The organism is Azonexus fungiphilus (assembly GCF_003634965.1).
GTDB classification, from domain to species: Bacteria; Pseudomonadota; Gammaproteobacteria; order Burkholderiales; family Rhodocyclaceae; genus Azonexus; species Azonexus fungiphilus.
In genome coordinates, this window is the sequence record NZ_RBXP01000016.1 from 55,542 (window position 1) to 81,560 (window position 26,019).

22 protein-coding genes and 1 riboswitch are annotated in these 26,019 nt (G+C 68.4%); of the genes, 14 read left to right on the plus strand and 8 right to left on the minus strand.

Translation table 11 applies throughout. From position 1 onward, the window contains the following. The first annotated feature begins 97 nt into the window (after positions 1-97). The 12 genes from DFR40_RS11325 to murB all read left to right on the plus strand — a co-directional run bounded on the left by DFR40_RS11325 (position 98) and on the right by murB (position 16,673). A complete protein-coding gene (locus tag DFR40_RS11325; protein WP_121458846.1) occupies positions 98-1,471 on the plus strand; it encodes a sigma-54-dependent transcriptional regulator in 1,374 nt (457 codons plus the stop codon). Then, on the plus strand, positions 1,468-3,465 hold the full coding sequence (locus tag DFR40_RS11330; protein WP_121458616.1) for a sensor histidine kinase: 1,998 nt from the start codon (positions 1,468-1,470) through the stop codon (positions 3,463-3,465). The genes DFR40_RS11325 and DFR40_RS11330 overlap by 4 nt, the downstream gene beginning before the upstream one ends. Positions 3,466-3,523: 58 nt before the next feature. After that, a riboswitch (S-adenosyl-L-homocysteine riboswitch) is annotated at positions 3,524-3,594 on the plus strand. 76 nt (positions 3,595-3,670) lie between these two features. Continuing rightward, the gene (metH, locus tag DFR40_RS11335; protein ID WP_121458847.1) at positions 3,671-7,330 is read left to right on the plus strand and encodes a methionine synthase; all 3,660 of its coding nucleotides are present in this window, start codon (positions 3,671-3,673) and stop codon (positions 7,328-7,330) included. Between the two features lie 19 nt (positions 7,331-7,349). Next, entirely contained in the window at positions 7,350-7,826 is a 477-nt protein-coding gene (locus tag DFR40_RS11340) for a VF530 family protein (RefSeq protein WP_121458617.1), read from the plus strand. Between the two features lie 210 nt (positions 7,827-8,036). Next, positions 8,037-8,981, plus strand: coding sequence for a TAXI family TRAP transporter solute-binding subunit (locus DFR40_RS11345; RefSeq protein ID WP_121458618.1), 945 nt, complete (start codon positions 8,037-8,039; stop codon positions 8,979-8,981). A 6-nt stretch (positions 8,982-8,987) separates the two neighbouring features. Next, the gene (locus tag DFR40_RS11350) at positions 8,988-11,057 is read left to right on the plus strand and encodes a TRAP transporter permease (RefSeq protein WP_121458619.1); all 2,070 of its coding nucleotides are present in this window, start codon (positions 8,988-8,990) and stop codon (positions 11,055-11,057) included. After that, positions 11,054-11,434: a DUF1850 domain-containing protein gene (locus DFR40_RS11355; RefSeq protein WP_121458620.1), complete on the plus strand. Its 381-nt coding sequence runs from the start codon at positions 11,054-11,056 to the stop codon at positions 11,432-11,434. Before DFR40_RS11350 ends, DFR40_RS11355 begins: the two co-directional genes overlap by 4 nt. Positions 11,435-11,472: 38 nt before the next feature. Continuing rightward, positions 11,473-13,284 carry a sensor histidine kinase gene (locus DFR40_RS11360; RefSeq protein WP_245985667.1) on the plus strand — a complete coding sequence of 604 codons (1,812 nt, stop codon included), beginning with the start codon at positions 11,473-11,475 and terminating at the stop codon, positions 13,282-13,284. Further along, positions 13,265-13,624 carry a 5-carboxymethyl-2-hydroxymuconate Delta-isomerase gene (locus tag DFR40_RS11365; protein ID WP_121458848.1) on the plus strand — a complete coding sequence of 120 codons (360 nt, stop codon included), beginning with the start codon at positions 13,265-13,267 and terminating at the stop codon, positions 13,622-13,624. The genes DFR40_RS11360 and DFR40_RS11365 overlap by 20 nt, the downstream gene beginning before the upstream one ends. Then, positions 13,617-14,948 (plus strand): sigma-54-dependent transcriptional regulator, encoded by a 1,332-nt coding sequence (locus DFR40_RS11370; protein WP_121458622.1) that lies wholly within the window; start codon positions 13,617-13,619, stop codon positions 14,946-14,948. The genes DFR40_RS11365 and DFR40_RS11370 overlap by 8 nt, the downstream gene beginning before the upstream one ends. Before the next feature lie 63 nt (positions 14,949-15,011). Further along, complete coding sequence (locus DFR40_RS11375) at positions 15,012-15,668, plus strand: HAD family hydrolase (RefSeq protein ID WP_121458623.1); 657 nt, start codon at positions 15,012-15,014, stop codon at positions 15,666-15,668. A 9-nt stretch (positions 15,669-15,677) separates the two neighbouring features. After that, the gene (murB, locus tag DFR40_RS11380) at positions 15,678-16,673 is read left to right on the plus strand and encodes a UDP-N-acetylmuramate dehydrogenase (protein WP_245985668.1); all 996 of its coding nucleotides are present in this window, start codon (positions 15,678-15,680) and stop codon (positions 16,671-16,673) included. Here murB and DFR40_RS11385 read toward each other — a convergent pair. Next, the gene (locus DFR40_RS11385) at positions 16,648-17,349 is read right to left on the minus strand and encodes an N-acetylmuramoyl-L-alanine amidase family protein (protein WP_121458625.1); all 702 of its coding nucleotides are present in this window, start codon (positions 17,347-17,349) and stop codon (positions 16,648-16,650) included. The genes murB and DFR40_RS11385 overlap by 26 nt on opposite strands. A gap of 72 nt (positions 17,350-17,421) precedes the next feature. Between DFR40_RS11385 and DFR40_RS11390 the strand changes: the two genes are divergently transcribed. Together DFR40_RS11390 and DFR40_RS11395 are read left to right on the plus strand one after the other, a co-directional pair. Then, positions 17,422-17,796 (plus strand): cupin domain-containing protein, encoded by a 375-nt coding sequence (locus DFR40_RS11390; protein ID WP_121458626.1) that lies wholly within the window; start codon positions 17,422-17,424, stop codon positions 17,794-17,796. A 25-nt stretch (positions 17,797-17,821) separates the two neighbouring features. Then, positions 17,822-18,391, plus strand: coding sequence for a hypothetical protein (locus DFR40_RS11395; RefSeq protein ID WP_121458627.1), 570 nt, complete (start codon positions 17,822-17,824; stop codon positions 18,389-18,391). Positions 18,392-18,400: 9 nt separating this feature from the next. Here DFR40_RS11395 and DFR40_RS11400 read toward each other — a convergent pair whose 3' ends face one another. The 7 genes from DFR40_RS11400 to gltK are packed head-to-tail and all read right to left on the minus strand — an operon-like array spanning position 18,401 to position 26,018. Continuing rightward, positions 18,401-18,742, minus strand: coding sequence for a DUF1840 domain-containing protein (locus tag DFR40_RS11400; RefSeq protein ID WP_121458628.1), 342 nt, complete (start codon positions 18,740-18,742; stop codon positions 18,401-18,403). Positions 18,743-18,768: 26 nt separating this feature from the next. Next, positions 18,769-20,088, minus strand: a complete 1,320-nt coding sequence (locus DFR40_RS11405) for a sigma-54-dependent transcriptional regulator (protein WP_121458629.1) — start codon at positions 20,086-20,088, stop codon at positions 18,769-18,771. Beyond that, complete coding sequence (locus DFR40_RS11410) at positions 20,085-21,992, minus strand: sensor histidine kinase (protein ID WP_121458849.1); 1,908 nt, start codon at positions 21,990-21,992, stop codon at positions 20,085-20,087. Before DFR40_RS11410 ends, DFR40_RS11405 begins: the two co-directional genes overlap by 4 nt. 59 nt (positions 21,993-22,051) lie before the next feature. Beyond that, complete coding sequence (locus tag DFR40_RS11415) at positions 22,052-22,933, minus strand: amino acid ABC transporter substrate-binding protein (RefSeq protein WP_245985669.1); 882 nt, start codon at positions 22,931-22,933, stop codon at positions 22,052-22,054. 3 nt (positions 22,934-22,936) lie between these two features. Beyond that, positions 22,937-24,577 carry a methyl-accepting chemotaxis protein gene (locus tag DFR40_RS11420; protein ID WP_121458630.1) on the minus strand — a complete coding sequence of 547 codons (1,641 nt, stop codon included), beginning with the start codon at positions 24,575-24,577 and terminating at the stop codon, positions 22,937-22,939. Between the two features lie 5 nt (positions 24,578-24,582). After that, entirely contained in the window at positions 24,583-25,311 is a 729-nt protein-coding gene (locus DFR40_RS11425; protein ID WP_121458631.1) for an amino acid ABC transporter ATP-binding protein, read from the minus strand. A gap of 23 nt (positions 25,312-25,334) precedes the next feature. Further along, positions 25,335-26,018 (minus strand): glutamate/aspartate ABC transporter permease GltK, encoded by a 684-nt coding sequence (gltK, locus tag DFR40_RS11430; protein ID WP_121458632.1) that lies wholly within the window; start codon positions 26,016-26,018, stop codon positions 25,335-25,337. Between the last annotated feature and the right edge of the window lies 1 nt (position 26,019).

Consider the following 26,019-nt stretch of genomic DNA (forward strand, 5'->3'; position numbering starts at 1 on the left):
CGTCGATCCGGCGCAGCCCGGCGCGGAAAAATCGGTGATTCTCCGTTTGCCTCAGCAGCCGCAGGTTTGCGATCATGCAGGCTACGCGGAGAAAAACATGGACAACAAATCCCCGGCCGACGCCCACGCGGCCGCCCCCCAGCAACCCTTCACCATTCTCGTCGTGGACGACGAACCGGGGATGATCAGCTTCCTGCAACGCGCGCTGGCCCAGCGCTACGGCCAGGTGGACACCGCCGGCAGCGTCGAGCAGGCGATTCCCCAGCTGCGCCGCCGGCTCTACGACCTGATCGTCCTCGACATCTCGCTGCCCGGCCGCTCCGGCATCGAATGGCTGCACGAGCTGCGCGACGACGGCTTCGTCGGCGACGTCATCCTGATCACCGCCTACGCCGACCTCGACACGGCGATCGACGCGCTGCGCGCCGGTGCTTCGGATTTCCTGCTCAAGCCTTTTTCGGTGGCCCAGATGCTCAACGGCGTCGCCCGCTGCTTCGAGCGTTCGCGGCTGCGCCGCGAGAATTTCGTGCTGCGCCGCGAGATCGAGGAACGGTCAACCGCCATTGACGGCGTGATTTGCCAGTCCGACAGCATGCAGGCCGTCTGCGAGCGGCTCAAGCGCATCGCGCCAACCAACGCGACCGTGCTCGTCACCGGCGAATCCGGCACCGGCAAGGAAGTCGCCGCGCGCGCCCTGCACCGGATGAGCGCCCGCCATGCCGGCCCCTTCGTGCCGATCAACTGCGCCGCGATCGCCGCCGAGCTGATCGAGTCCGAGCTGTTCGGCCACGTCAAGGGTGCCTTCACCGGCGCCCAGAGCGCCCGCGAAGGCCTCTTCTACTACGCCCAGGGCGGCACCCTCTTCCTCGACGAGATCGCCGAGCTGCCAACCGCCGCCCAGGCCAAGCTGCTGCGCGTGCTCGAGGAGCGGCGCATCCGCCCGGTCGGCTCGGAGCAGGAAATCCCGGTCGACGTGCGCGTCATCGCCGCCACCAACCGCGACCTCAAGGAAGACGTCGCCAGCGGCCGCTTCCGCCAGGACCTCTACTACCGGCTGCAGGTCGTCGAGGTCAGCCTGCCGCCACTGCGCGAGCGGCCCGACGACATCGCCCTGCTCGCCCAGCACTTCATCGCCGGCATGGCCCAGGCGCTGAACGTGCCGCCGCTCGAGCCGAGCCCGCGCGTGCTCGCCTGCATGGCCGCCTACGACTGGCCGGGCAACGTCCGCGAGCTGCGCAACTTCATCGAACGCTCGCTGATCCTCGGCTGGTTCGACCTCGGCCTGGACGAAAACGACGTCGCCGCCGACGACGGCAGCCTGGCGTCCAGCGAATCGCTGGAAGCGGTCGAGAAGCGCCACATCCTGGCCATGCTCGGCGCCTGTCAGGGCAACAAGTCGGAAGCCGCACGCCGGCTCGGCATCTCGCGCAAGACGCTCGACCGCAAGTGCACCGCCTGGGGTTGTGAGTGAGCGATGGCGCGCCCCGCCAGTCGATCCGCAGGCGCCTGATCGGCCTGGCGCTGCTGCCGCTCGGCGTCGTCCTGCCGCTGCTGCTGGTGACGCTGGTGAACTGGGGCAGCGGCTTTCTCGACCGCCTGCTGGTAGCCAAGGTCGGCGCCGACCTGGTCAGCGCCAACAGCTACTACGAACGGGTCAGCGCCGGCATCGGCACTGCCGTCGAAGGCCTGGCCGGCTCGGCGCGGCTGGCCACCCGGCTCGACATGCCGCAAGCGCAATTGCAGGACTGGCTGGGCGAGGAACGCCAGCGCCTGCAACTCGATTTCCTGCTCCTCCTCGACCGCGACGCTTGCGCCCACGGCCACCCCAAGGCGCCTTGCCTGGGCAACTGGCCGGTCGTCGCCGATGCCCTCAGGGGCAAGGCCGATACCGTCAACGACGTCTTCAGCGCCGGCCAACTGGCGGCGATCGACCCGGCGCTCGCCGAGCGCGCACGCACGCCGCTGCTGCCGACCCGCAACGCGCAACCCAGCCAGGCCGCCGTCGAGGAACGCGGCCTGGTCGTGCACAGCGCCGCCCCGGTCCATGACGCCCAGGGCCGCCTGCTCGGCGTGCTGGCGGGTGGCGTGCTGCTCAACGGCAACCTCGAATTCATCGACCACCTCAACGAAATCGTCTATCCCGACGACAAGCTGCTCGACAGCGTCGGCACCGCGACGCTGTTCCTCGGCGACGTGCGCATCGCCACCAATGTCCGCCTGTTCGAGGGCGAGCGGGCGATCGGCACGCGCGTCTCGCAGGCGGTGCGCGATACCGTGCTCGGCCGCGGCGAAACCTGGCTAGCCCGCGCCTTCGTCGTCCAGGACTGGTACTACTCCGGCTACCGGCCGCTGCTCGACAGCCGCGGCGAGCGGGTCGGCATGCTCTACGTCGGCTTCCTCGAAACGCCTTTCGTCGCCGCCAAGAAATCGGCCTTCATCGGCATCGTCGCGCTCTTCGCGCTGGCCATGCTGATCGCCGCGATCTTCGCGGTGCTCTGGGCGCGCCGCATCTTCCGCCCAATCGAGAAGATGCACGCGACGATGAACGAAATCGAGGCCGGCCGCACCGACGCCCGCGTCGGTGCGGTCGCCAACGCCGACGAAATCGGCGAACTGGCCCGCCACTTCGACCGCCTCCTCGAAAGCCAGCAGGCCCAGGCGGAAGCCCTGCAACGCTGGGGCGAATCGCTCGACGGCAAGGTCGCCCAGCGCACCGCCGAACTGCAGGAGGCGCTGGCCAACCTGCGCTCGACCCAGGGCAAGCTGATCACCAACGAGAAAATGGCCGCCATCGGCCAGTTGACCGCCGGTGTCGCCCACGAGATCAACAACCCGATCGCCGTCATCCAGGGCAACCTCGAACTCGCCCGCGAACTGCTCGGCGCGCAGGCCAAGCCGGTCGAGCCGGAATTCCGGCTGATCCTCGACCAGGTGCACCGCATCCGCCTGATCGTCACCAAGCTGCTGCAGTTCGCCCGCCCGCAGGAGTACGTCGGCTACCTCGAGCCGGTCAATGCCAGCCAGCTGATCCACGACTGCCTGCTGCTGGTCGGCCACCTGCTGCGCAAGGGCAACGTCGCCATCGAACAGGAAATCGCCACCAACCGGCTGGTCACCTGCAACAAGAACGAACTGCAGCAGGTGATGATCAACCTGCTCGCCAACGCCATCCAGGCCATGCCCGACGGCGGCCTGCTCCGCCTGCGCGCCGAGGAATGGGACGAGGCCGACATGCCGATCGGCCTGCGCCTGAGCGTTGCCGACTCCGGTCCGGGCATCCCCGAAAGCGAACGCGAGCACCTGTTCGAGCCTTTCTTCACCGCCCACAAACCGGGCGGCCACGGCCTCGGCCTGTGGGTCAGCAAGTCGCTGGTCGAACGCTACGACGGGCGCATCACCGTTGATTGCCCGGACAGCGGCGGCGCCGTGTTCACCGTCTGGCTGCGTTGCGAACCGCTCGGCTGAGCGACTGTTTTTGCAGGGAAAACTTGGCTTTCGGGCCGTCGACCGCTACACTTCGCCTCCTGCCGAGGAGCGCTGCGACCATTTCACTGTATGGCCAGGCTCGGCAACGATCAACGGCGCTCGCAAACCCTGTTTCCCGCCGGTTTGCAGCGCCGTTCGCTTTTGGCGGCGTCACCGGTACTTTGCTTTGCCGAGGTAATCCATGATCCAGCCTGACCGTACTGCCGAACTCCACGCCCTGCTCGAACAACGCCTGCTCGTCCTCGACGGCGCCATGGGCACGATGATCCAGCGCCACGGCCTGCAGGAGAAGGACTACCGCGGCGAACGCTTCGCCGATCACCCGCACGACCTCAAGGGCAACAACGACCTGCTGGTGCTGACCCGCCCCGACATCATCGGCGGCATCCACCGCGAGTACCTGGAAGCCGGCGCCGACCTGATCGAGACCTGCACCTTCAACTCGACCGCCGTCTCGCAGGCCGACTACAACCTGACCGAGATCGTCTACGAACTGAACTTCGAAGGCGCCGCACTCGCCCGCAAGCTGTGCGACGAATTCACCGCCCAGAATCCGGCCAAGCCGCGCTTCGTCGCCGGCGTCCTCGGCCCGACTTCGCGCACCGCGTCGATCTCGCCCGACGTCAACGACCCCGGCTACCGCAACGTCACTTTCGACGAACTGGTCGCCAACTACGTCGAAGCCACCACCGGCCTGATCGAAGGCGGCGCCGACATCCTGCTCGTCGAAACCGTGTTCGACACGCTCAACGCCAAGGCCGCGCTGTTCGCCATCGAGAAGTACTTCGACATCGCCGGCCGCCGCTGGCCGGTGATGATTTCGGGGACGATCACCGACGCTTCCGGGCGCACGCTGTCCGGCCAGACCGCCGAGGCTTTCTGGAACTCGCTGCGCCACGTCCAGCCGCTGTCCTTCGGCCTCAACTGCGCGCTCGGCGCCAGCGAATTGCGCCAGTACGTCGAGGAACTGTCGCGCGTCTGCGACTGCTACGTCTCGGCCCACCCCAACGCCGGCCTGCCCAATGCCTTCGGCGGCTACGACGAAACCCCGGAACAGCTGGCCGACGAGATCGCCGGCTGGGCCGAGCGCGGCATCGTGAATATCGTCGGCGGCTGCTGCGGCACCTCGCCCGAGCACATCCGCGCCATCGCCGAACGGGTGTCCACGGTCAACCCGCGTAAAACGCCAAAAATCGAACCGGCGCTGCGCCTGTCCGGGCTGGAAGCCTTCAACGTCACCGCCGAGTCGCTTTACGTCAACGTCGGCGAACGGACCAACGTCACCGGCTCGCGCGCCTTCGCCCGGATGATCCTCGAAGGCCGCTTCGACGACGCACTCGCCGTCGCCCGCCAGCAGGTCGAGAACGGCGCCCAGGTGATCGACATCAACATGGACGAGGCGATGCTCGATTCGCTCGCCGCGATGGACAAATTCCTCAAACTGATCGCCTCGGAACCGGACATCTCGCGCGTGCCGATCATGATCGACTCCTCCAAGTGGGAAGTGATCGAGGCCGGCCTCAAGTGCATCCAGGGCAAGGGCATCGTCAATTCGATCTCGATGAAGGAAGGCGAGGCCAAGTTCCTCGAGCAGGCCAAGCTCGCCCGCCGCTACGGCGCCGCGGTGATCGTCATGGCTTTTGACGAAAAAGGCCAGGCCGACACCTACGCCCGCAAGATCGAGATCTGCGGCAAAGCGTATGAGCTGCTGACCGGCATGGGTTTCCCGGCCGAGGACATCATCTTCGACCCGAACATCTTCGCCATCGCCACCGGCATCCCGGAGCACGACAACTACGCCGTCGATTTCATCGAGTCGGTGCGCTGGATCAAGGAGAACCTGCCGCACGCGCACATTTCCGGCGGCGTCTCCAACGTGTCCTTCAGCTTCCGCGGCAACGACCCGGTGCGCGAGGCGATCCACACCGTCTTCCTCTACCACGCGATCAAGAACGGCATGACCATGGGCATCGTCAATGCCGGCATGCTCGGCGTGTACGACGACCTGGAGCCTGAACTGCGCGCCAAGGTCGAGGACGTGGTTTTGAACAGGAACCCCGGCGCCGGCGAGGCACTGGTCGATTTCGCGCAGACGGTCAAGGAAGGCAAGGCCAAGGACAGTGGCCCGGACCTGAGCTGGCGCGAGCAGTCAGTCGAGAAGCGCCTCGAACACGCGCTGATCAAGGGCATCACCGATTTCGTCGTGGCCGACACCGAGGAAGTCCGCGTCAAGCTGGAAGGCGAAGGCAAACCACCGCTGGCGGTCATCGAAGGGCCGCTGATGAGCGGCATGAACGTCGTCGGCGACCTGTTCGGCGCCGGCAAGATGTTCCTGCCGCAAGTCGTCAAGTCGGCCCGTGTCATGAAGCAGGCGGTCGCCCACCTGCTGCCCTTCATCGAAGCCGAAAAGGCCCGCACCGGCCTCGGCTCCAAGGGCAAGATCCTGATGGCCACCGTTAAAGGCGACGTGCACGACATCGGCAAGAACATCGTCGGCGTCGTGCTCGGCTGCAACGGCTACGACGTCATCGACCTCGGCGTCATGGTCCCCTGCGACAACATCCTCAAGGCGGCGCTCGAGCACAAGGTGGACATCATCGGCCTGTCCGGCCTGATCACCCCGTCGCTGGAAGAAATGGCCCACGTCGCCGCCGAGATGAAACGGCACGGCATGAGCCAGCCGCTGCTGATCGGCGGTGCGACGACCAGCCGCGCCCACACCGCGATCAAGATCGCCACCAACACCGACAGCCCGGTGGTCTACGTGCCGGACGCCTCGCGCGCCGTCGGCGTCGCCACCAAACTGCTGTCGACCGACCAGAAGGCCGGCTACGTCGCCGAAATCGCCGCCGAGTACGAAACCGTGCGCGCCGAACACGCCGGCCGCAAGGGCGCCACGCTGGTCAGCCTGGCCGACGCCCGCGCCAACCGTTTCACGTGGAACGCAGCGCACACGCCGGCCAAGCCGGCACAACTCGGTCGCCAGACGCTGGAGATTCCGCTCGCCGACCTCGTCCCCTACATCGACTGGTCGCCCTTCTTCCAGAGCTGGGACCTGGCCGGCCGTTACCCGGCCATCCTGACCAACGACGTCGTCGGCGAAACCGCCCGCCAACTGTTCCACGACGCGCAGGCGATGCTGGCGAAAATCGTCGCCGAAAGCTGGTTGACCGCCAGAGCCGTGTTCGGCCTCTATCCGGCCCGCGGCGAGAACGAAGACATCGTGCTGTACACCGACGAGTCGCGCAGCGTCGAGGCCACCCGCTGGGTCGGCCTGCGCCAGCAGATCAAGCAGCCGGCCGGGCGTTTCAACACCGCGCTCGCCGATTTCGTCGGTGAAAACGACTACGCCGGCGCCTTCGCCGTCACCGCCGGCCTCGGCATCGACGACCGCGTCGCCGCCTTCGAAGCCGCCCACGACGACTACTCGGCGATCATGCTCAAGGCCCTGGCCGACCGCTTCGCCGAAGCCGCCGCCGAATGGTTGCACATGAAGGTGCGCACCGAGTTCTGGGGCTACGCCGCTGGCGAAAAGCTCGACAACGACGCGCTGATCGCCGAAGCCTACAGCGGCATCCGCCCCGCCCCCGGCTACCCGGCCTGCCCCGACCACACCGCCAAGCGCGAGCTGTTCGCCCTGCTCGACGCGCCGGCCATCGGCATGGCGCTGACCGAATCCTGCGCCATGACCCCGGCCGCCGCCGTCTCCGGCTTCTACATCGGCCACCCGGGCGCCAAGTACTTCGCCATCCCCAAGATCGGCCGCGACCAGCTGGAAGACTGGGCACAACGCAAAGGCATGGCGCTCGGCGAAGCCGAACGCTGGCTGGCGCCGCTGCTGTAATCGACTGCCGGAACACCCCATGACCGACGAAATCAACTACGGCAACAACCCCCTGCACGGCGTCAGCCTGAAGCAGATGGTCAGCGAACTCGCCCAGCACTACGGCTTCGAAATCCTCTACGCCTACCTCAACATCAACTGCTTCAAGACCAACCCGAGCACCGAATCGAGCGTCAAGTTCCTGAAGAAGACCGACTGGGCGCGCGAGAAGGTCGAGGCCTTCTACCTCTACCAGTACAAGAGCCTGCCGCGCGCCTCGGCCGAGCAGTTCGAGCGCCCGCCGCGCGACCGCATCGTCCCGCCCGACCAGGTGCCGGGGCCGCCGGCCGTACTGAGCCTGGAAGACGCCGAACGGCTGCGCGAAAAGCGTGCCCGCAAGGCCGAGCAGCACGACCGGGAAAGTGCGCAACGCCCGGAGCGGGGTCGCCGCCCGGCGTCACCGCGGCCGGGCCCGGCCGCCGGCAACGACGACCCCTGGGCGAAGTGGCGCAAGTAGGACGACACGGCGACTTGTGCGGATTTCCGCACAAATCACCCGCCCGATTCCGGGATTCCGCACGCCGCGACCGCCAACCAGCCCAGGCCGCTCGCCGACAAGCCCGCTAAATCAGCGACTTGCCGACCAGCCCCCTGGCTGGCACAGGTCCTGCAATGTTCTCCTCCGCTGCCGCCCTGCGGCGCATCCCAATTCCACGGAGGAGAAAAAATGAAACTGCGTTCACTGATCGTCGCCGCCTCGCTGGCCGTCGGCGCCACCGCCGGCCATGCAGCCGAGTTCATCAACGTGCTCACCGGCGGCACCAGCGGCGTCTATTACCCGCTCGGCGTCTCGCTGACCCAGATCTACGGCAAGGTGCTGCCGGATGCCAAGATGTCGGTGCAGGCGACCAAGGCCTCGGCCGAGAACCTCAACCTGCTGCAGGCCGGCAAGGGCGAAATCGCCTTCACGCTCGGCGACACGCTCTCCGAAGCCTGGAAGGGCAATCCCGAAGTCGGCTTCAAGGCGCCGCTGAACAAGCTGCGTACGGTCGCCGCGATCTACCCGAACTACATCCACTTCCTGGCTTCCGCCGATTCCGGCATCAAGTCGCTGGCCGATCTCAAGGGCAAGCGCGTCTCGGTCGGCGCGCCGAAGAGCGGCACCGAACTGAACAGCCGCGACATCCTCAAGGCAGTCGGCATGAGCTACCAGGATTTCGCCAAGGTCGAATACCTCGGCTACTCGGAGTCGGTCGAGCTGATGAAGAACCGCCAGCTCGACGCCACCCTGCTCTCGTCCGGCCTCGGCGTCGCCGCCGTGCGTGACCTGGCCACCGCGCTGAAGATCGTCGTCATCCCGATCCCGGCCGATGTCGTCGCCAAGATCGGCGACGCCGCCTACCAGTCCGGCACCATCCCGGCCAACACCTACAACGGCCAGACCACCGACGTGAACACCGTGCTCGTGCCCAACTACCTGATCACCCACGCCGGCGTCTCCGAGGACACGGTCTACAAGATGACCAAGTCGATGGCCGAGAACCTCGACGCGATGGCCACCGCCCACGCGGCCGCCAAGGCGATCAAGAAGGAAAAGCTGGCCGCCGGTTCGCCGGTGCCGCTGCACCCGGGCGCCGCCAAGTACTACCGCGAAGCCGGCCTGCTCAAGTAAGCCACCATGACCGCTCACGTCTCCCCGCCCGACATCGCGCAGGAGACGTTCTCCGAGCACGGCGCCCAGCGCCGTCTCGGGGGCGTCGCCCTGCTGCTGCTGACCGGCATCGCGCTGGCCTTCTCCATCTACCAGCTGACCATCGCCGCCTTCCATCCGCTCTCCAGCCTGGTCATGCGCGCGCTGCACGTCGGCTTCCTGCTGACCCTGACCTTCATCCTCTTCCCGATCCGCAAGAGCGGCCGCCTCGACCGCGTCGCCCCGGTGGACTGGCTGCTCGCCGCCGCCGCCTTCGCCCTCGCCTGCTACCAGTGGGTGTTCGAGGTGGACCTGATCCAGCGCGCCGGCGATCCGAGCACGCTTGACCTGTTCGTCGGCGCCGCCATGGTCGCCCTCGTCTTCGAGGCTGCCCGCCGCATCCTCGGCCTGGCGCTGCCGACCATCTGCGCGCTGTTCCTGCTCTACGGCCTGTTCGGCCAGCACCTGCCGGGCGACCTCGCCCACCGCGGCTACGATTTCGCCCAGATCGTCGACCAGCTCGGCTTCGGCACCGAAGGCATCTTCGGCATCCCGACCATGGTCTCGGCCAGCTACATCTTCCTTTTCGTGCTCTTCGGCGCCTTCCTCGAACACGCCGGCATGATCAACCTGTTCAACTCGGTCGCGCTCGGCTTCGTCGGCCACGCCAAGGGCGGCGCCGCCAAGGTGGCGGTCGTTTCGTCCGGGCTGATGGGCTCGATTTCCGGCTCCGGCGTCGCCAACGTGCTGACCACCGGCCAGTTCACCATCCCGCTGATGAAGCGCTTCGGCTACTCGGGCGTCTTCGCCGGCGCCGTCGAGGCGACTGCCTCGATGGGCGGCCAGATCATGCCGCCGGTGATGGGCGCGGTCGCCTTCATCATGGCCGAGAACCTCAACATGCCCTATGTCGAGATCGTCAAGGCGGCGCTGGTCCCGGCCATCCTCTACTACGTGACGGTGTTCTGGATGGTGCATCTCGAAGCCGGGCGGCGCAATCTCGGCGGCCTGGCCAAGGAAGACTGCCCCAACCCGTGGCGGGCGATCCGCGAGCAGTGGTACCTGGTGCTGCCGCTGGCCGGCCTGGTCGGCATGCTGTTCAACGGCTTCACGCCGATGTACTCGGGCATGGTCGGGCTGGCCCTGTGCGCCATCCTGATCCTCGGCGCCGCCATCGCCGCGCGCATCTCCGGCACCGCCTTCCGCTTCGTCTTCTGGATCGCGGTCGGCCTGGGCGCCTCCTTGCTGGTCAAATTTGGCGTTTATCCGGTGTTGACCGTGATCGCCCTGCTGATCGCCGGCTGCCTGTTCGTCCAGGGCGGTCGCGAGACGCTGCGGGTGATGCGCAACAGCCTGGTCGACGGTGCCAAGCAGGCGCTGCCGGTCGGCGTCGCCTGCGCCATCGTCGGCGTGATCATCGGCATCCTGACGCTGACCGGCGCGGCGACCAATTTCGCCGGCTTCATCCTCAAGGTCGGCGCCGACAACCTGTTCCTGTCGCTGCTGCTGACCATGCTGATCTGCCTGATCCTGGGCATGGGCATCCCGACCATTCCCAACTACATCATCACCAGCTCGATCGCCGCCCCGGCGCTGCTCGACCTCGGCGTGCCGCTGATCGTCAGCCACATGTTCGTCTTCTACTTCGGCATCATGGCCGACCTGACGCCGCCGGTGGCGCTGGCCGCCTTCGCCGCCAGTTCGGTGGCCAAGGAGCCGGCGATGAAGATCGGCGTCAAGGCGGTGCAGATCGCGATTGCCGGCTTCGTCGTGCCGTTCATGGCGGTGTACGACAACGCGCTGATGCTGCAGGGCGATCCCTCGGTGCTGGCGGTGGCCTACATCGTCGGCAAGGCCTTGCTGGCGATCACCCTGTGGGGCGCTGCCAGCATCGGCTACCTGCGCGCGCCGCTGGCCGCCTGGGAACGCGTCTGGGCCGCCGCCGCTGCCTTCCTGCTGGTCGCCGCGCTGCCGCTCACCGACGAACTCGGTTTCGCCGCCTGCGCTGCCTTCATCGGCTGGCACCTGCTGCGCAGCCGGCGCCTGCAGCCGGCATGAACGTGATCTGCCTCGTCGCCGGCCTGCTGGTGGCGCCGCTCGGCGAGGCAGTCACGCTGCAATGGACGCATTCGGTGCAGAAAACCCTGTGGGCGGAGGATTACCGCCTGCAGGGCGAGCGCCTGCAATTGAGTTCGGCACGGGTCGAGGGCACCGGCGCCGGCATGGAACCGCCGCCCGACGCCGTCTACCGTGACGGTGCCTGGCATTACACGCCGGCCCTGCCGTTGCTGCCGGCGGTGACGCTGCGCCACTCGCCCTACGTCGCGCCCTACACCGTCTGCGTCGCCGGCGACTGCCGGGCGCTGCCAGCGTGGCTGCCCGGCCTGCCCGCCGACAGCGTGGTCAGCCTCCAGGCATGTCCGGCCCGTCGCTGAGCCTGCCGGCCACCGGCAAAACTGGTTACGATGCGGCCATGCCCGCATCGTCGCTTCCCGCCCGCGCCTGGCTGCTCACCACAGCCGCCGCCGGCGCCTGCCTGCTGGTCGGCCTGCTCGCCTACCACCTGCTGCTCGGCAGCTATCTCACACACGAACGCCTGCTCGCCAGCCAGCGCCTCGACGCCTTCGCGCTGTCGCTGGAAGCGACGCTGAACCGCCACGAATCGCTGCCCGGCCTGCTCGCCCTCGAACCTTCGCTGGCCGCGCTGCTGCGCGATCCGGGAAATGCGCAGCGGATCGCCGCCGCCAATGCCTATCTCGAAGCGGCCCAGCAAGGCGCCGCCGTCGCCGCCACCTACCTGATCGACGCCGACGGCCTGACCCTGGCCGCCAGCAACTGGCGCCAGCCGCGCAGCTTCGTCGGCCACAACTACGCCTTCCGCCCCTATTTCACCGACGCCGTCGCCCACGGCCTGGGCCGCTTCTACGGCGTCGGCGTGACCACCGGCGAGCCCGGCTACTTCCTCGCCGCACCGGTCCGCGACGGCGGTCGCGTGCTCGGCGTGGTCGTCCTCAAGGTCGGCCTCGAAGCCATGGAGCAGGCCATGGCCGGCGCTGGCGACACGCTGCTGCTGGCCGACGCCGACGGCATCGTCTTTCTTTCGTCCGAACGCCGCCTGCGCTACCGCACGCTGGCACCGCTGCCGGCGGCGGTCAGCGCGCGCCTGGAGAGCACCCGGCAATACGGCAACCAGACCATCCTGCCGCTCGCCGACCGGGCGCTAGTGCTCGACGCCACCCGGCCGCAACGCCTGGCCCTGGCCGACGATGCGGCACGCGAAGTGCTGCCGCTCAGCCGGCCGGTCGGCAACCTCGGCTGGCGCGTCGTCCAGCTCGGTCGCCCGGACGAGGCGCGCAGCGCCGCCTTTTCCGGGGCCATGGCGATCGCCCTGGCGGCGGCCTTCGCCCTCGGCGTCGCCGCCCATCTCCGCCATCGGCGGCGGCGGCGCGAGGAATTGCGGCGCATCCACGGCGAACTCGAACAGCGCATCGCCGAACGTACCGCCGACCTCACCGCCAAGGTCGCCGAGCTGCAGCGCACCGAAGCGATCCTCCACGAAACCCGCGACGCCGCGGTGCAGGCCGGCAAGCTCGCCGTCCTCGGGCAGTTGTCGGCCGGCATCAGCCACGAGCTGAACCAGCCGCTGGCGGCGCTGCAGACCTTCGCCGACAACGCCAGCGCCCTGCTGGCGCGCGGCCGCCATGAAGAAGTCGGCGAAAACCTGCAGATGATCGGCGAGCTGATCGGCCGCACCGGGCGCATCGTCCGCCAGTTGAAGACCTTCGCCCGCAAGGAGGCGGCGACGCCTCAGCCGGTCGCCGTCGCCGCCGCGATCGAGCACGCGCTGCTGCTGGTCGAACCGCGCCGGCGCGACAGTGGCGCCCGCATCGAGCTCAGCCAGGACGAGCCCGGTCTGTGCGTCGTCGCCGAAGCCGGGCGCCTCGAGCAGGTGCTGGTCAACCTGATGCTCAACGGCCTCGACGCGATGCACGGTCAACCGGCGCCCAGCCTCGAAATTGCCGTCGCCCGTGCCGGCGACTGCATCCGCCTGAGCGTGCGCGACCACGGGCCGGGCATCGCCGACGAAGTCCGCAATCACCTCTTCGAACCCTTCTACACGACCAAGCCCGCCGGCGCCGGCCTCGGCCTCGGCCTGGCGATCTCGCTGGCCATCGTCGACAGCTACGGTGGCACACTACGCACCGAGAACGCGGCCGACGGCGGCGCCGTGTTCGTGCTGACCCTGCCCGCCGCCGGAGACGACCATGCCGCACCTGACGCTTGAATACACCGCCAACCTCGCCCTCGATCCGGCTGCCGCGCTGGCGGCGATCAACGCGGCAGCCTTCGACTCCGGGCTGTTCGGCGAGTCCGACATCAAGAGCCGGGCGCTGCGCCTGGCCGATTTCCGTACCGGCATCGAAGCTACCGAACGCGCCTACGCCCATGTCCGCATCGCCCTGCTCGGCGGGCGCACGCCGGGCGAGCGCAAGGAACTCGCCGACGCCGTCCTCGCCGCGCTGACGGCGGTGCTGGCCGCACCGCCCGGCCACGAACTGCAACTGAGCGTCGAGACCGTCGATCTCGACCGCGCCAGCTACGCCAAGGCCGTCGTCCATGGCTGAGGCGCCGGTCTTCCTGGTCGAGGACGACGCCGCCGTGCGCAAGGGCTGCGAACAGGCGCTGGCGATCGCCGACATCCCGGTGCGCGGCTTCGCCGACGCCGAAAGCATGCTCGCCGCGCTGGCGACGATGCGGCCGGCGCTGGTCGTCAGCGACATCCGCCTGCCCGGCCGCGACGGCCTGACGCTGCTGCGCGAGCTGCGCCAGTTCGACCGCGAGCTGCCGGTGCTGCTGGTCACCGGCCACGGCGACGTGGCCATGGCGGTCGAAGCGATGCGCGACGGCGCCCACGATTTCATCGAGAAGCCCTTCCCCTCCGAGCGGCTGATCGCCGCGGTCCGCAGCGCCCTCGACAAGCGCGCCCTGCTGGTCGAGAACCGCCAGCTCAAGGAACAACTGCAGGCCGCCGGCCTCAGCGCGCTGATCGGCGAGACGCCGGCGATCCAGGCGATCCGCCAGCTGATCGGGACGCTGGCGCCGACCGGCGTGGACATCCTGATCAACGGCGAGACCGGCAGCGGCAAGGAAGTCGTCGCCCGCGCCATCCACGACGCCAGTGGCCAGCGCGGTCCCTTCGTCGCGGTCAATTGCTCGGCGCTGCCGGAAACCGTCTTCGAGAGCGAACTCTTCGGCCACGAAGCCGGCGCCTTCACCGGCGCCGGCAAGCGCCGGGTCGGGCGGATCGAGCACGCCGCCGGCGGCACCCTCTTCCTCGACGAAATCGAGTCGATGCCGCTCGCCCTCCAGGTCAAGCTGCTGCGCGTGCTGCAGGAACGCAGCCTGGAGCGCCTGGGCAGCAACCACAGCATCGCCGTCGATTGCCGTGTCGTTGCCGCCAGCAAGGCCGACCTCAAGGCGCTCGCCGACGCCGGCCAGTTTCGCGCCGACATCTACTACCGGCTCAACGTCGTCAGCATCGACCTGCCGCCGCTGCGCCAGCGGCGCGACGACATCCCGCTGCTCTTTGCCGCCTTCCTCCACGAGGCCGCCCAGCGCTACCAGCGCCCGCCGGCGAGCTGGACGCCGGCCGACCTGGCGCGCTGGCAGGCGCACGACTGGCCGGGCAACGTGCGCGAACTGAAGAACGTCGCCAACCGCTGGGCCCTCGGCCTGCCCGACGGCCTCGCCGGCCCGGCCGCAGCGCCGCCGGCCGCTGCCCTCGCCGCCCAGGTCGACGCCGCCGAGCGGCGCGCCATCGAAGCCGCGCTGCAAGCCAGCGGCGGCAACGTCGCCCAGGCCGCGGAAGCCCTGCAGGTGCCGAAAAAGACGCTCTACGACAAGCTCGCCCGCCACGCCATCAGCGCCGAACGCTTCCGCCCGGCCTGAGCCGCCTGCGCCGGGCGCACGGACGCGGTATCCTTGCGCCCTCGACCTGAACGACGCACCGCCATGGCCCGCTATCCGCACATCCTGTTCGACCTCGACGGCACCCTGATCGACTCGGCACCGGCGATCCTCGCCAGCTTCCGCGAAGCCTTCGCCCGCTGCGCCATCGCCCCGGTGCGCGCCATCGACGACAGCGTCATCGGACCGCCGCTGCACGAAACCCTGCAGCTCCTGGCGGGGCGCAGCGACGCCGCGCTGATCGGCGAACTCGCCGACGCCTTCAAGGCCAGCTACGACGGCAGCGGCTACCGCGCCACCGCCGCCTACGCCGGGGTCGCTGCGCTGCTCGACGAACTGGCCGGGGCCGGGCGGACCTTGTCGATCGCCACCAACAAGCGCCTCCACCCGACCCGGCTGATCCTCGATCACCTTGGCTGGGGCGGGCATTTCGCCCACGTTTACGCGCTCGACCTGGTCTCGCCGCGGCTGCCCGACAAGGCGACGATGATCGGCCGCCTGCTCGCCGACCAGGGCATCGCCCGCGCCCAGGCGATCTACATCGGCGACCGCCGCGAAGACGGCGAATCGGCCGACGCCAACGGCCTGCCCTTCATCGCCGCGACCTGGGGCTACGGCAGCCTGAGCGCCGACGAAATGCGCGCCGGCTGGCGGGCGGCGGCCAGTCCGGCCGATCTCGCGGCCCTGCTGCTGGCCGACTGAGCGATGGCGATGACCGACCTGACCCCGTTCACCACGCTGGCCCTGCCCGGCCGCGCCGCCCACTACCTGAAAATCACCGATCCCGGGCAGTTGACCGTCAGCGCCCCCGGCGAGCGCCGCTTCGTCCTCGGCGGCGGCAGCAACCTGGTGCTCACCGGCGATTTCCCCGGCCGCGTGCTGCACATGGCGATCGCAGGCAAGCGCCTGCTGCATGAGGATGCCGAGGCGCGCTACGTCGAGGCCGGCGCCGGCGAGAACTGGCACGACTTCGTCCAGTGGACGCTGGCGCAAGGCTGGCCGGGACTGGAAAACCTGTCGCTGATCCCGGGCACGGTCGGCGCCGCGCCGGTGCAGAACATCGGCGCCTACGGACTGGAAGTCGGCGAGCGACTGGCCTCGGTCAGCGCCTGGGATTTCGAAAAACAGGCGTTTTTCACCGTCGACCGTGAACATTGCCGTTTTGCCTACCGCGACAGCCTGTTCAAGCAGCAGGGCTGGCATCTCGACGGCCGGGTCGCCATCGTTGCAGTCGTCTTCCGCCTGCCCAAGGCCTGGCGGGCGAACATCGGCTACGCCGACCTGCGCCAGGAACTGGCCGGGCGCGGCATCGCCGAACCGGGCGCGCGCGACGTCGCCGACGCGGTCATCGCGGTGCGCCGGCGCAAGCTGCCCGACCCGGCGGTGACGCCGAACGCCGGCAGTTTTTTCCACAATCCGGTGGTCGACCGTCAGATCGCCGCCGCGCTGCTCGCCGCCCATCCGGCGCTGCCGCACTATCCGCAGACCGACGGCCGGGTCAAGCTGGCCGCCGGCTGGCTGATCGAGCAGGCCGGCTGGAAGGGCAAGGCACTCGGGCCGGTCGGCATGTACGAGAAGCAGGCGCTGGTGCTGGTCAACCACGGCGGCGCGACCGGCGCCGACGTCGCCCGGACGATGGCCGCGGTGCAGGCGGCCGTACGCGAGAAGTTCGCCGTCGAACTCAGTCCCGAGCCGGTTTTCCTGTGACCTGCAGGCAGGCGGCCAGGCCGCTCGCCAGCGCGTCGGCCATGCGCGCCTGGCGCGCCGGGTCGCGCAATTCCAGTTCCTCGTCCTTGTGCTTGATAACGCCGGCCTCGAAGAGCACCGCCGGCAAGCGGGTGCGGTAGAGGACGACCAGATTGTCGTAGTACCAGACGCCGTTGTGCGCATCGGCCGCCTGGTGCTTGCGGCCGTGCCAGTCGCTGGCCGCGAAGCCGGCGCGACGCAGCATCGCCCCCATGGTCGAGGCGCAGAGCAGGCTGGTCGGCAGATCCGGGTTGGCCGCCGAAACGAACAGGCCGTAGCCGCGCTTGACCTCGGTGTGGGTGCGCTCGACGCCCTCCCAGGTCCACGGCAGCAGCCAGGCTTCGCCGATCGAGTCGTGGTGGATGGAAATGAAGAAATCGCTGCCGGCAGCGGCCTGCGGGCGCGCCGCCAGGCTGCCGATGGCGCCGTCGAAATTGATCCGGCGCACGCGCTGGCCGCCGGCCGCCAGACGTTCGGCGAGAATCCCGGCGAAGTCCCGGTTGAAGTCGAACTCGCCGCGCCCGCGCGCCGAAATCGCCCCCGGATCGCGCCCGCCATGGCCGACATCGACGGCGATCTCGGCGGCGAGGACGTTCACGGTCGACCACAGGAAAAGGCAAAAAACCGGCAGGCGCATGTGCCGATTATCGCGGCAAACGCGGCTGCCGGCGGCTTAAAATAGTCGCCCGCCTCCTTGTCGCCGCCGCCGATGCCCAAGCTGACCGTCTTTTCCCGCCAGTCGCCTCCCGCCACCTACGACCATCCGCGCCCCGAGCGCTTGCTCGAGGGCAATCCGCTGCGCACCACCCACGAACATTTCGCCTCGCCGCGCGGCGACCTCGTCGCCGGCATCTGGGCCTGCCAGCCGGGCGCCTGGCGGATCGCCTTCGGCGCCGACAAGGACGAGTTCTTCTGCATCATCGAAGGCCGCATCCGCATCACCGACGCCGACGGCGCGGCCGCCGAATTCGGGCCCGGCGAAGCCGGCGTGATCCCGGCCGGTTTCACCGGCAGCTTCGCCGTGCTCGAGGCGGTGCGCAAGCATTACGTCGTGCTGGAGCGGGCAGCCGGAAGTGCGTTATAGTCGCCGACCAGAACAGGACACCCCCATGACCGACAAGATCCTTCCGCCGCGCGGCTCGACCGCGCACGCCCCGGACCTCAACTGGAGCCAGGTCCGCGAAACCGTGCTGATGCTCGAACTCGCCGCCGTCCAGATCGAACATGCGATGAAGGACAGCAACGCCTCCGTCGACGTGCTCACGCAATCGTTCACGGCGATGGCCGGGAGCATGCAGGAGATCGTCGGCAAGGTCACGGCGCTGCCCGAGGATGGCCCGGCCGGGGCTGCCCGCAGCGAACTGCTCGGTGCCGCCGGCAACGTTTCCGGGATGATGCACCAGGCGATCATCGCCTTCCAGTTCTACGACAAGCTGGTCCAGCGCCTCGCCCACGTCGGCCTGAGCCTGGGCGAACTGAGCGACCTGGTCGCCGAGCCGGCGCGCCTGTACAACCCCGGCGAATGGGTCGGGCTGCAGCAGCGGATCAAGGCCAAGTACTCGACGCGCGAGGAAATCGCGATGTTCGACGCGGTCATGCAGGGCATCCCGGTCCAGGAAGCGGTCGAGCGCTTCATGGCCGAGATGAAGGAAAAGCACGACGATATCGAGCTGTTCTGAGCCGCCGGCTCAGAAATCGGCGGCCGCCGTCCAGGTGATGTGGGCGTCCGGCCCGGCCTTGGCCGTGCGCTCGAGCATGTCGATCAGCGGCCAGGCGCGCTGCGGCAGGCTGACCGGCAGCGGCTTGCTGCGGTCTTCCTCGTCGTCGTCCGGCTGCGCCGCTGCCTGACGCCGCGCCTCGGCCACCGCTGCCTGCAGTTTGGCCAGCGCCGACAGCATTTCCGGCGGCGTGAACACGCCGCGTGCGCTGCCCGCCTTGCCGACGATGTCGAGCAGCGTCTTCGCCGTCTCGGCGTACATCAGCACTTCACCGGTCTCGCTCGATACGAAGGTGACGATCATGGCATCCATCCCTGCTCATTTCCGAAGGCTTGCGACTATAGCAGACCGTATTTCTTGAGCTTGTCGTGCAGCGTCGTCCGCGCCGCCTTCAAGGCCTCGGCGGTCCGCTGGATGTTGCCGCCCTGGCGCGAGAACTCGTCGGAAATCAGCAGCCGCTCGTAGTTCTCGACCGCCTCGGCCAGCGACGGCTTGACCGCCGGTTCGGCATTGGCGACGACACTGCCGATGCCGAGCACGTGGCATTCGGCGACATTCTTCAGTTCGCGGATGTTGCCCGGCCAGTCCTGGGCCATCAGCCGCTGCAGCAGCTGCGGCGGCAGCGCCGGCGGCGGCCGGTTGTAGCGCTTGGCCGCCTGCAGCAGGAAGGCGTCGTAGAGCGCCGGGATGTCCTCGCGCCGCTCGCGCAGCGGCGGCAGTTCGATACGCACGACGTTGAGCCGGTAGTAGAGGTCGGCGCGGAACTTGCCCTGCTCCGACCAGGCCTTGAGGTCTTCCTTGCTCGCGGCGACGACGCGGCAGCTGACCGGCAGCTGCTGGTTCGAGCCGAGGCGTTCGATGACCCGCTCCTGGAGCACGCGCAGCAGCTTGATCTGCATGTTCATCGGCATGCTCTCGACCTCGTCGAGGAAGAGCGTGCCGCCGCTGGCGTACTCGATCTTGCCGATGCGCCGCTTCTGGGCGCCGGTGAAGGCGCCCGGCTCGTGGCCGAAGAGCTCGCTGTCGAGCAGGTTGTCGGCCATGCCGCCGCAGTTGATCGCGACGTAGTTCTCCTGGCCGGCGCGCGACAGGTCGTGCAGGCAGCGGGCGACCATTTCCTTGCCGGTGCCGGTTTCACCGTAGATCAGCACGTCGACCCCGGCATCGGCGACGTCGAGGATCAGCCGGCGGACCTTCTGCATCTGCGGCGAACGGCCGATCAGGCGGGCTTCGAGGTCGTCGCGATGGTCCAGGCGGCGGCGCAGCGCCTCGACCTCGAGGACCAGCGCGCGCTTTTCCAGCGCCCGGCCGACGACTTCGACCAGATCGCCGGTCGAGAACGGCTTCTGCATGAAGTCGTAGGCGCCGTTGCGCATCGCCTCGACCGCCAGCGTCACGTCGCCATGGCCGGTGATGATGATCACCGGCAGGTCCGGATCGAGCGCGCGCACCTTGCGCAGCAGGTCCATGCCGCTGATCCCGGGCAGGCGCATGTCGGTGACGACGATGCCGGCGAAATCGGGAAGCAGGTGTTTTTCCGCCTCTTCGGCGGAGACCGCGACGACGACCGGGATGCCGGCCAGCTGCATGGCCTGCTCGCAACCGAGGCGGACGTTCGGATCGTCTTCGACGAGGAGGACCTGCAAGGGCGTTTTCATGTCGGTTTTCCCTGCGGCAAGGGCGGCAGCAGCACGACGAAACGGGCGCCGCCGCCGGGCGCCGGGCCGGCCATCAGGTCGCCGCCGAAATCGCGCAGGATGTCGCGCGAGATGGTCAGGCCGAGACCCAGGCCTTCGCCCGGCTGCTTGGTGGTGAAGAAGGGTTCGAACAGGCGGGCGACCGCCTCCTCGGAAAATCCGTAACCGGTATCGGTGACGGCCAGCGCGATCTTGCCGGCGCTGGTCCGCTCGCTGGAGAAGCTCAGCCGGCGCACCGGCTCGTCGTGCATCGCGTCGAGCGCGTTGCCGATCAGGTTGACCAGTACCTGCTGCAGGCGGTTGCCGTCGCACCAGGCCGTCGCGGCATCGGCGCCGATGCGCCGCTCGAGGACCACGCCCTCCTTTTTCAGGCGGTTCTCGAACAGGAACAGCGCGCTATCCACCGCCCCGCCGATGTCGACCGCGCTCGACACGGCCGGCGACTTGCGCGCGAAGGTCTTCAAGGGGCCGATGATGTTGCCCATCTGCTCGGTCAACTGCTCGACGATGCCGAGATTGCGCGCCGCCGTCCCGGCATCGCCGCGGCGCATGAATTCGGCGGCATTGGCCGCCAGCGTGCGGATGGCGCCGAGCGGCTGGCTCAGTTCGTGGGTGATGCCGGTGGCCATCTGGCCGAGCACGGCCAGCTTGGCCGCCTGGACCAGCTCGTTCTGGGCGGCGCGCAGCGTCTGCTCGGCGCGCTGGCGCTCCTGGACCTCGCGCTGGAGACCGGCAACCGCCGCCGAGAGGTCGACGGTGCGCGCCTCGACCTTGCGCTCGAGTTCCTGGTTGGCGCGCTCGAGCATCGCCCGCGCCTCCTCGCGCCCGCGCGCCAGCCGGCGGCGCTGGCGGGTGTAGAGAACACCGAGCAGGACGCAGCCGAGCGCGGCAATGCTCAGCGCGGCGTGCGTCGCCGCCTGCACGCCGACCTGGCGCAGGTCGGAGAAAACGACGATGCGCCAGGCAGTACCGGAGAGGTGTCGCGACATCGCCAGGTAAGGACGCGCCCCCTGCGCCGGCGCGACGTCGTCGCGCAGGTGCTTGGGCAGGCGGACGATGCGCCCCTCGTCGGCACCGGCCAGGTCGATGTCGAGGCTGACCGCGCCCAGCGGCTGACCGGCGAACTGCTGGCGGCCGAGCCGCTCGAGGGTGTCGGGCGACTGCGGACGCAGCGTCGCGTAGCGCCATTCCGGCGGCGAAGCGAGCAGGACGACGTCGTTGCGGTCGATGATCAGCGCCGGCGCCTCCTGCGCCAGCCAGCGCCGCTCGACTTCGCGGATCCCTGACTTGACGACGGCGACGCCGATGATCGCCCATTCGCGTTCTTCGTCGCGGATCGGCAGGGCGAAGTAGTAGCCGGGCTCGTGGCGGATGTGATCGACCGCGTAGTGGCGTGCCGGGGTGCCGCGCACCGCGTCGCGGAAGAAAGGCATGTAGGACAGATCGGAGCCGAGCAGGTTGTCGGAGAAGATCCAGTCGCTGGAAGCGACGACGCGGCCACGCAGGTCGAGGACGAAGATCGCCGGCCCGCCGAGATGGTCGTTGAGCTTCTGCAGGAAGCGGTTGGCTTCGGCCTGGCGGATGTCGAGATCCTCGACCGGTGCCCGCAGCAGCGCAATCACGTCGGGGTTGAGCTCGACCGCACTCGGCACCGAAGCATGCCGGGTGACCTCGCTGTCGATTGCCGCGCCGAGGATGTCGAGCTGGTGCGAGGCCGCCTGGCGCATGCCCTCGATACCGTAGTGCTCGGAGATCCGGTAGGAGAAAAAGCCGAGCAGCAGAAAGGCAACCAGCAAGCCGGCCAGGCCGAGCACCCGGTGCGGTCTGGGGATTGCGTGCGGATTCAGGACGGGGCTAGCGGGCATGGTTTCCAATCGACGACAGGCGGATTGTAAGTCCGAACGGGCCGCCGGCGCCGGGCCCTTCAGTCGGCGGCCGTGGCGCTGGGAAAACGCAGTGAATCGCGCAGCAGGAAGGACATCGGCCAGCGCAGGTTGATGCCACCGGGCGGGATCGGCTGCTCGAACCATGTCCGGTAGGCGCGCTGCAGCTCGCCACCGGCAATCAGGCGCTTCATCTCGCCGTCGATGATCGCCTTGAATTCCGGATCGTCCTTGCCCAGCATGATCGCCAGTTGCTCGATCCGGTAGGTATTGTCGAGCAGGCGGTAATCGTCGGGATTTTTCGACGCCGCCCGCAAGCTGGCGAGCAGGATGTCATCCATCATGAAGGCATCGGCCTGGCCGGCTGCCAGCATGGCGAAGGCAGCGGCGTGATCGGGCGCGAGCAGCAAGCGGGCAGCGGGATCGATTTCCCGGAACAGCTTTTCCGCCGTCGAACCGCGCGTCGTCACGATCGCCGCCCGGCTCAGGTCGGCATGCTTGCGCAAGCCCGAATCCGCTCGCACCATGAAGCGGATGGCACTGATGAAGTGCGGCACGGTGAATGCGACCTGCTTTCTCCGTTCGGCATTGTTGGTCGTGCTGCCGCATTCGAGATCGACCTGGCCGCTGGCCACCAGATCGATGCGGTTGGCCGAGGTCACCGGCCGGTATTCACGGCGCAGTTCGCGCCCCAGGCGCTTGTTCAGGGCATCGACGAGATGCCGGCAAAGGTCGATGGCGTAGCCCTGCGGCCGCCCCTGGGCATCGAGATACGAGAAGGGAATCGACGACTCGCGATAGCCGATCACGATATTGCCGGTACGCGCCACCCGCTGCCAGGTCGTCTCGGCAATCGCCGGCAGCGTCACTGCCAGCAGCATGAGCGCGCACAGGCCGAGGTGGAGCGGATGCCGGCGGTGCATGGTTCAGGCCGTCCGGAAGCGTGCCGTGCTCGCCGCCAGCGCCCCGGCCAGGCGGTCGAGCTCGCCGGCCGTGGCCGCCAGGGCATCGCTGGCGCTTTCGCTGGCGCGGACCATGCAGACGATGCCGTCGACCCGCTGGCCGACCTCGTCGCCGGCCTGCGCCTGGCGACTGAGCTTGCCCGAGACCTCGCCGATCACTGCCGCGACTCGCCGGCTGCCGTCGTCGATCGACTGCATCGAGGCGCCGGCCTGGCGGGCCATCCCGAGGCCGGCCTTGACCTGCTCGACCGAGCGCTGCATCTGCTCGCCCATCGCCTGCGCCCCGCCCTGGATCGCCTGGACCATGGCCGCGATCTGGCTGGCCGAGGCAGTCGTCTTCTCGGCCAGCTTGCGTACCTCGTCGGCGACCACGGCAAAGCCGCGCCCGCTTTCCCCGGCCCGCGCCGCCTCGATCGCCGCGTTCAGCGCCAGCAGATTGGTCTGGTCGGCGAGATCGTGGATCACCGAAGTGATCGCCGAAATGCGCTGCGAATCGACGCCGAGCGAGGCGGCGGTGAGCGCCGAACCTTCGACCGAAGCGGCGATGCGCTCCATTTCGGCAACCATCGTCGTGATCGTGCGGTGCCCCTTGCCCGCCTCGCTGCCGGCGGCGCCAGCCAGTTCGCGGGCTTCGCTGCCGAGCGCGGCGACTTCGGCGATACGCTCGGCCATGTCCTGCAGCGTCGCCGCCATCGCCGCCGCTGCCTGCGATTGCTCGCGTGCCCCATGACGCATGCCGTCGGTGGTGGTGGCCAGCGTCGTCGCCGCGTTCTGCAGGCCGCTCGCCTCATTGCGGATGTCGCCGAGAATGCGCGCCAGCGTCCGCGTCGTGCGCAAGGCCGCTTCCTGGACGCGGCGGATCTCGGCGCAACCGGCGATCTCGATCCGGCCGCCGAGGTCGCCGGCGGCGACTTCTTCCATCAGTTGCGCGGTTGCCTGCAGCGGCCGGCTGACGGCGCGGGTCAGCACCCAGCCGAGGAGGCCGGCGAGAACCGCCGAAAGGACCGCGAGCACCAGCACCAGGCGCGTCGTCCGCCCCGATTCGGCGACGATGTCGGCGGCCCGTTCGCGGCTCTGCGCCTGGACCAGGCTGCGCAGCTCGCCGAGCGACTGGTCGAGCTGCAGCATGCGCGGCATCGTTTCCTGCTGGAGGATGCCCATCGCCACCGCCGAGAGGAACTGCATCGCCTCGGCCATCGCCTGGTCCTGATGCTGCAGTGCCAGCTGCGACTGCGCGCGGATGCGCTGCAGGATTTCCCGCTCGCCCGGCGCCGCATGCGTCGCGGCGATGCCGTCGAGAGCGGTCAGCGCCGCCAGGAATTGGCCTTTTTCGGCGGTGTACCGTGACATTTCGCGCTGCATCACCTCGGCGTCGGTGAAGATGATGTTGTTGCGCACGCTTTCGCGCATCCTGGCGTAGGCCAGGTTGAGCGCCGCGATCTGTTCCTCCTTGGCCAGAGACACCGTGGCGATGCGCCCGGCGGCTTCGTCGACCCGCGCCAGACTGAAGGCCGTCCAGGCGGCGACGATCAGGAACTGGCCGACGACCAGGGTGAAGGCGATCGCCAGCTGACGACCGATGCCGAGGCGGAACAGGTTTTTCATCGGACTCAGTGGTGCAGGATCTTGGCCAGGAATTGCTGCGCCCGTTCCGAGCGCGGATTGGCGAAGAAGGCGTCCTTGCTGTCATCCTCGACGATGCGGCCGTGATCCATGAAGATGACGCGATTGGCAACGCGCTTGGCGAAGCCCATTTCGTGCGTGACGCACATCATGGTCATGCCTTCCTGGGCGAGTTCGGTCATCACGTCGAGCACTTCGTTGATCATTTCCGGATCAAGCGCCGAGGTCGGTTCGTCGAACAGCATGCAGATCGGATCCATCGCCAGCGCCCGGGCGATCGCCACGCGCTGCTGCTGGCCACCGGACAGCTGCCCCGGGAACTTGTGCGCGTGCGCCTTGAGCCCGACGCGGTCGAGCAGCTTCAGGCCCTTGTCGACGGCCTCGTCGCGATTGCGCTTGAGCACCTTGATCTGGGCGATCGCCAGGTTCTCGGTGATGCTCATGTGCGGGAACAGCTCGAAGTGCTGGAAGACCATGCCGACGTGCGCGCGCAGCTTGGACAGGTTGGTTTTCGGGTCGCCGACCGAGGTGCCGTTGACGATGATCTGGCCCGACTGGAAAGGCTCGAGGCCATTGACGCACTTGATCAGCGTCGACTTGCCGGAGCCCGACGGCCCGCAGACGACGATGACCTCGCCCTTGTTGACGGTGGTGCTGCAGTCCTTGAGCACATCGAAGGAACCGTAGCTCTTGCTGACATTGGCAATCTGGATCATGGGATTCTCCGGTAAGCGCGGCCTCAGGCCGGGTGGTATTTTTTCTGCAGATGCTTGACCAGCATCGAAGCGGCAAAGCAGAGGACGAAATAGACGAGACCGGCGAACAGCAGCAGCTCGACCAAGCGGCCGTCGCGGTCGCCAACCTTGTAGGCGGCACCGAAGAAGTCGGCGAGCGCCGACACATAGACCAGCGAGGTGTCCTGGAACAGGATGATCCCCTGGGTGAGCAGCAGCGGCACCATGTTGCGGAAGGCCTGGGGCAGGATGACCAGGCGCATCGCCTGGCCGTAGGTCATGCCCAGCGCCTGGCAGGCGGCCATCTGGCCCTTGGGGACCGACTGGATGCCGGCACGGATGATTTCCGAGTAATAGGCCGACTCGAACAGGGCGAAGCCGATCATCGCCGAGGTCAGCCGCAGGTCGGTGCCGGGCGGCAGGCTGAAGGCCTGTTCGATGAACTTGGGCACGATCAGGAAGAACCAGAGCAGGACCATGACCAGCGGCACGGCGCGGAACAGGTTCACATAGCCGGCAGCGAACAGCGACAGCGGCTTCACCGACGACAGCCGCATCATCGCCAGCAGCGTGCCCCAGACGATGCCGACGACGATCGCGGTCAACGTGATTTCCAGCGAGATTTTCATGCCGTCCCAGAGGAAGGGCAGCGCCCCGGGGATCGACGACCAGTCGAATTCGTAGACCATG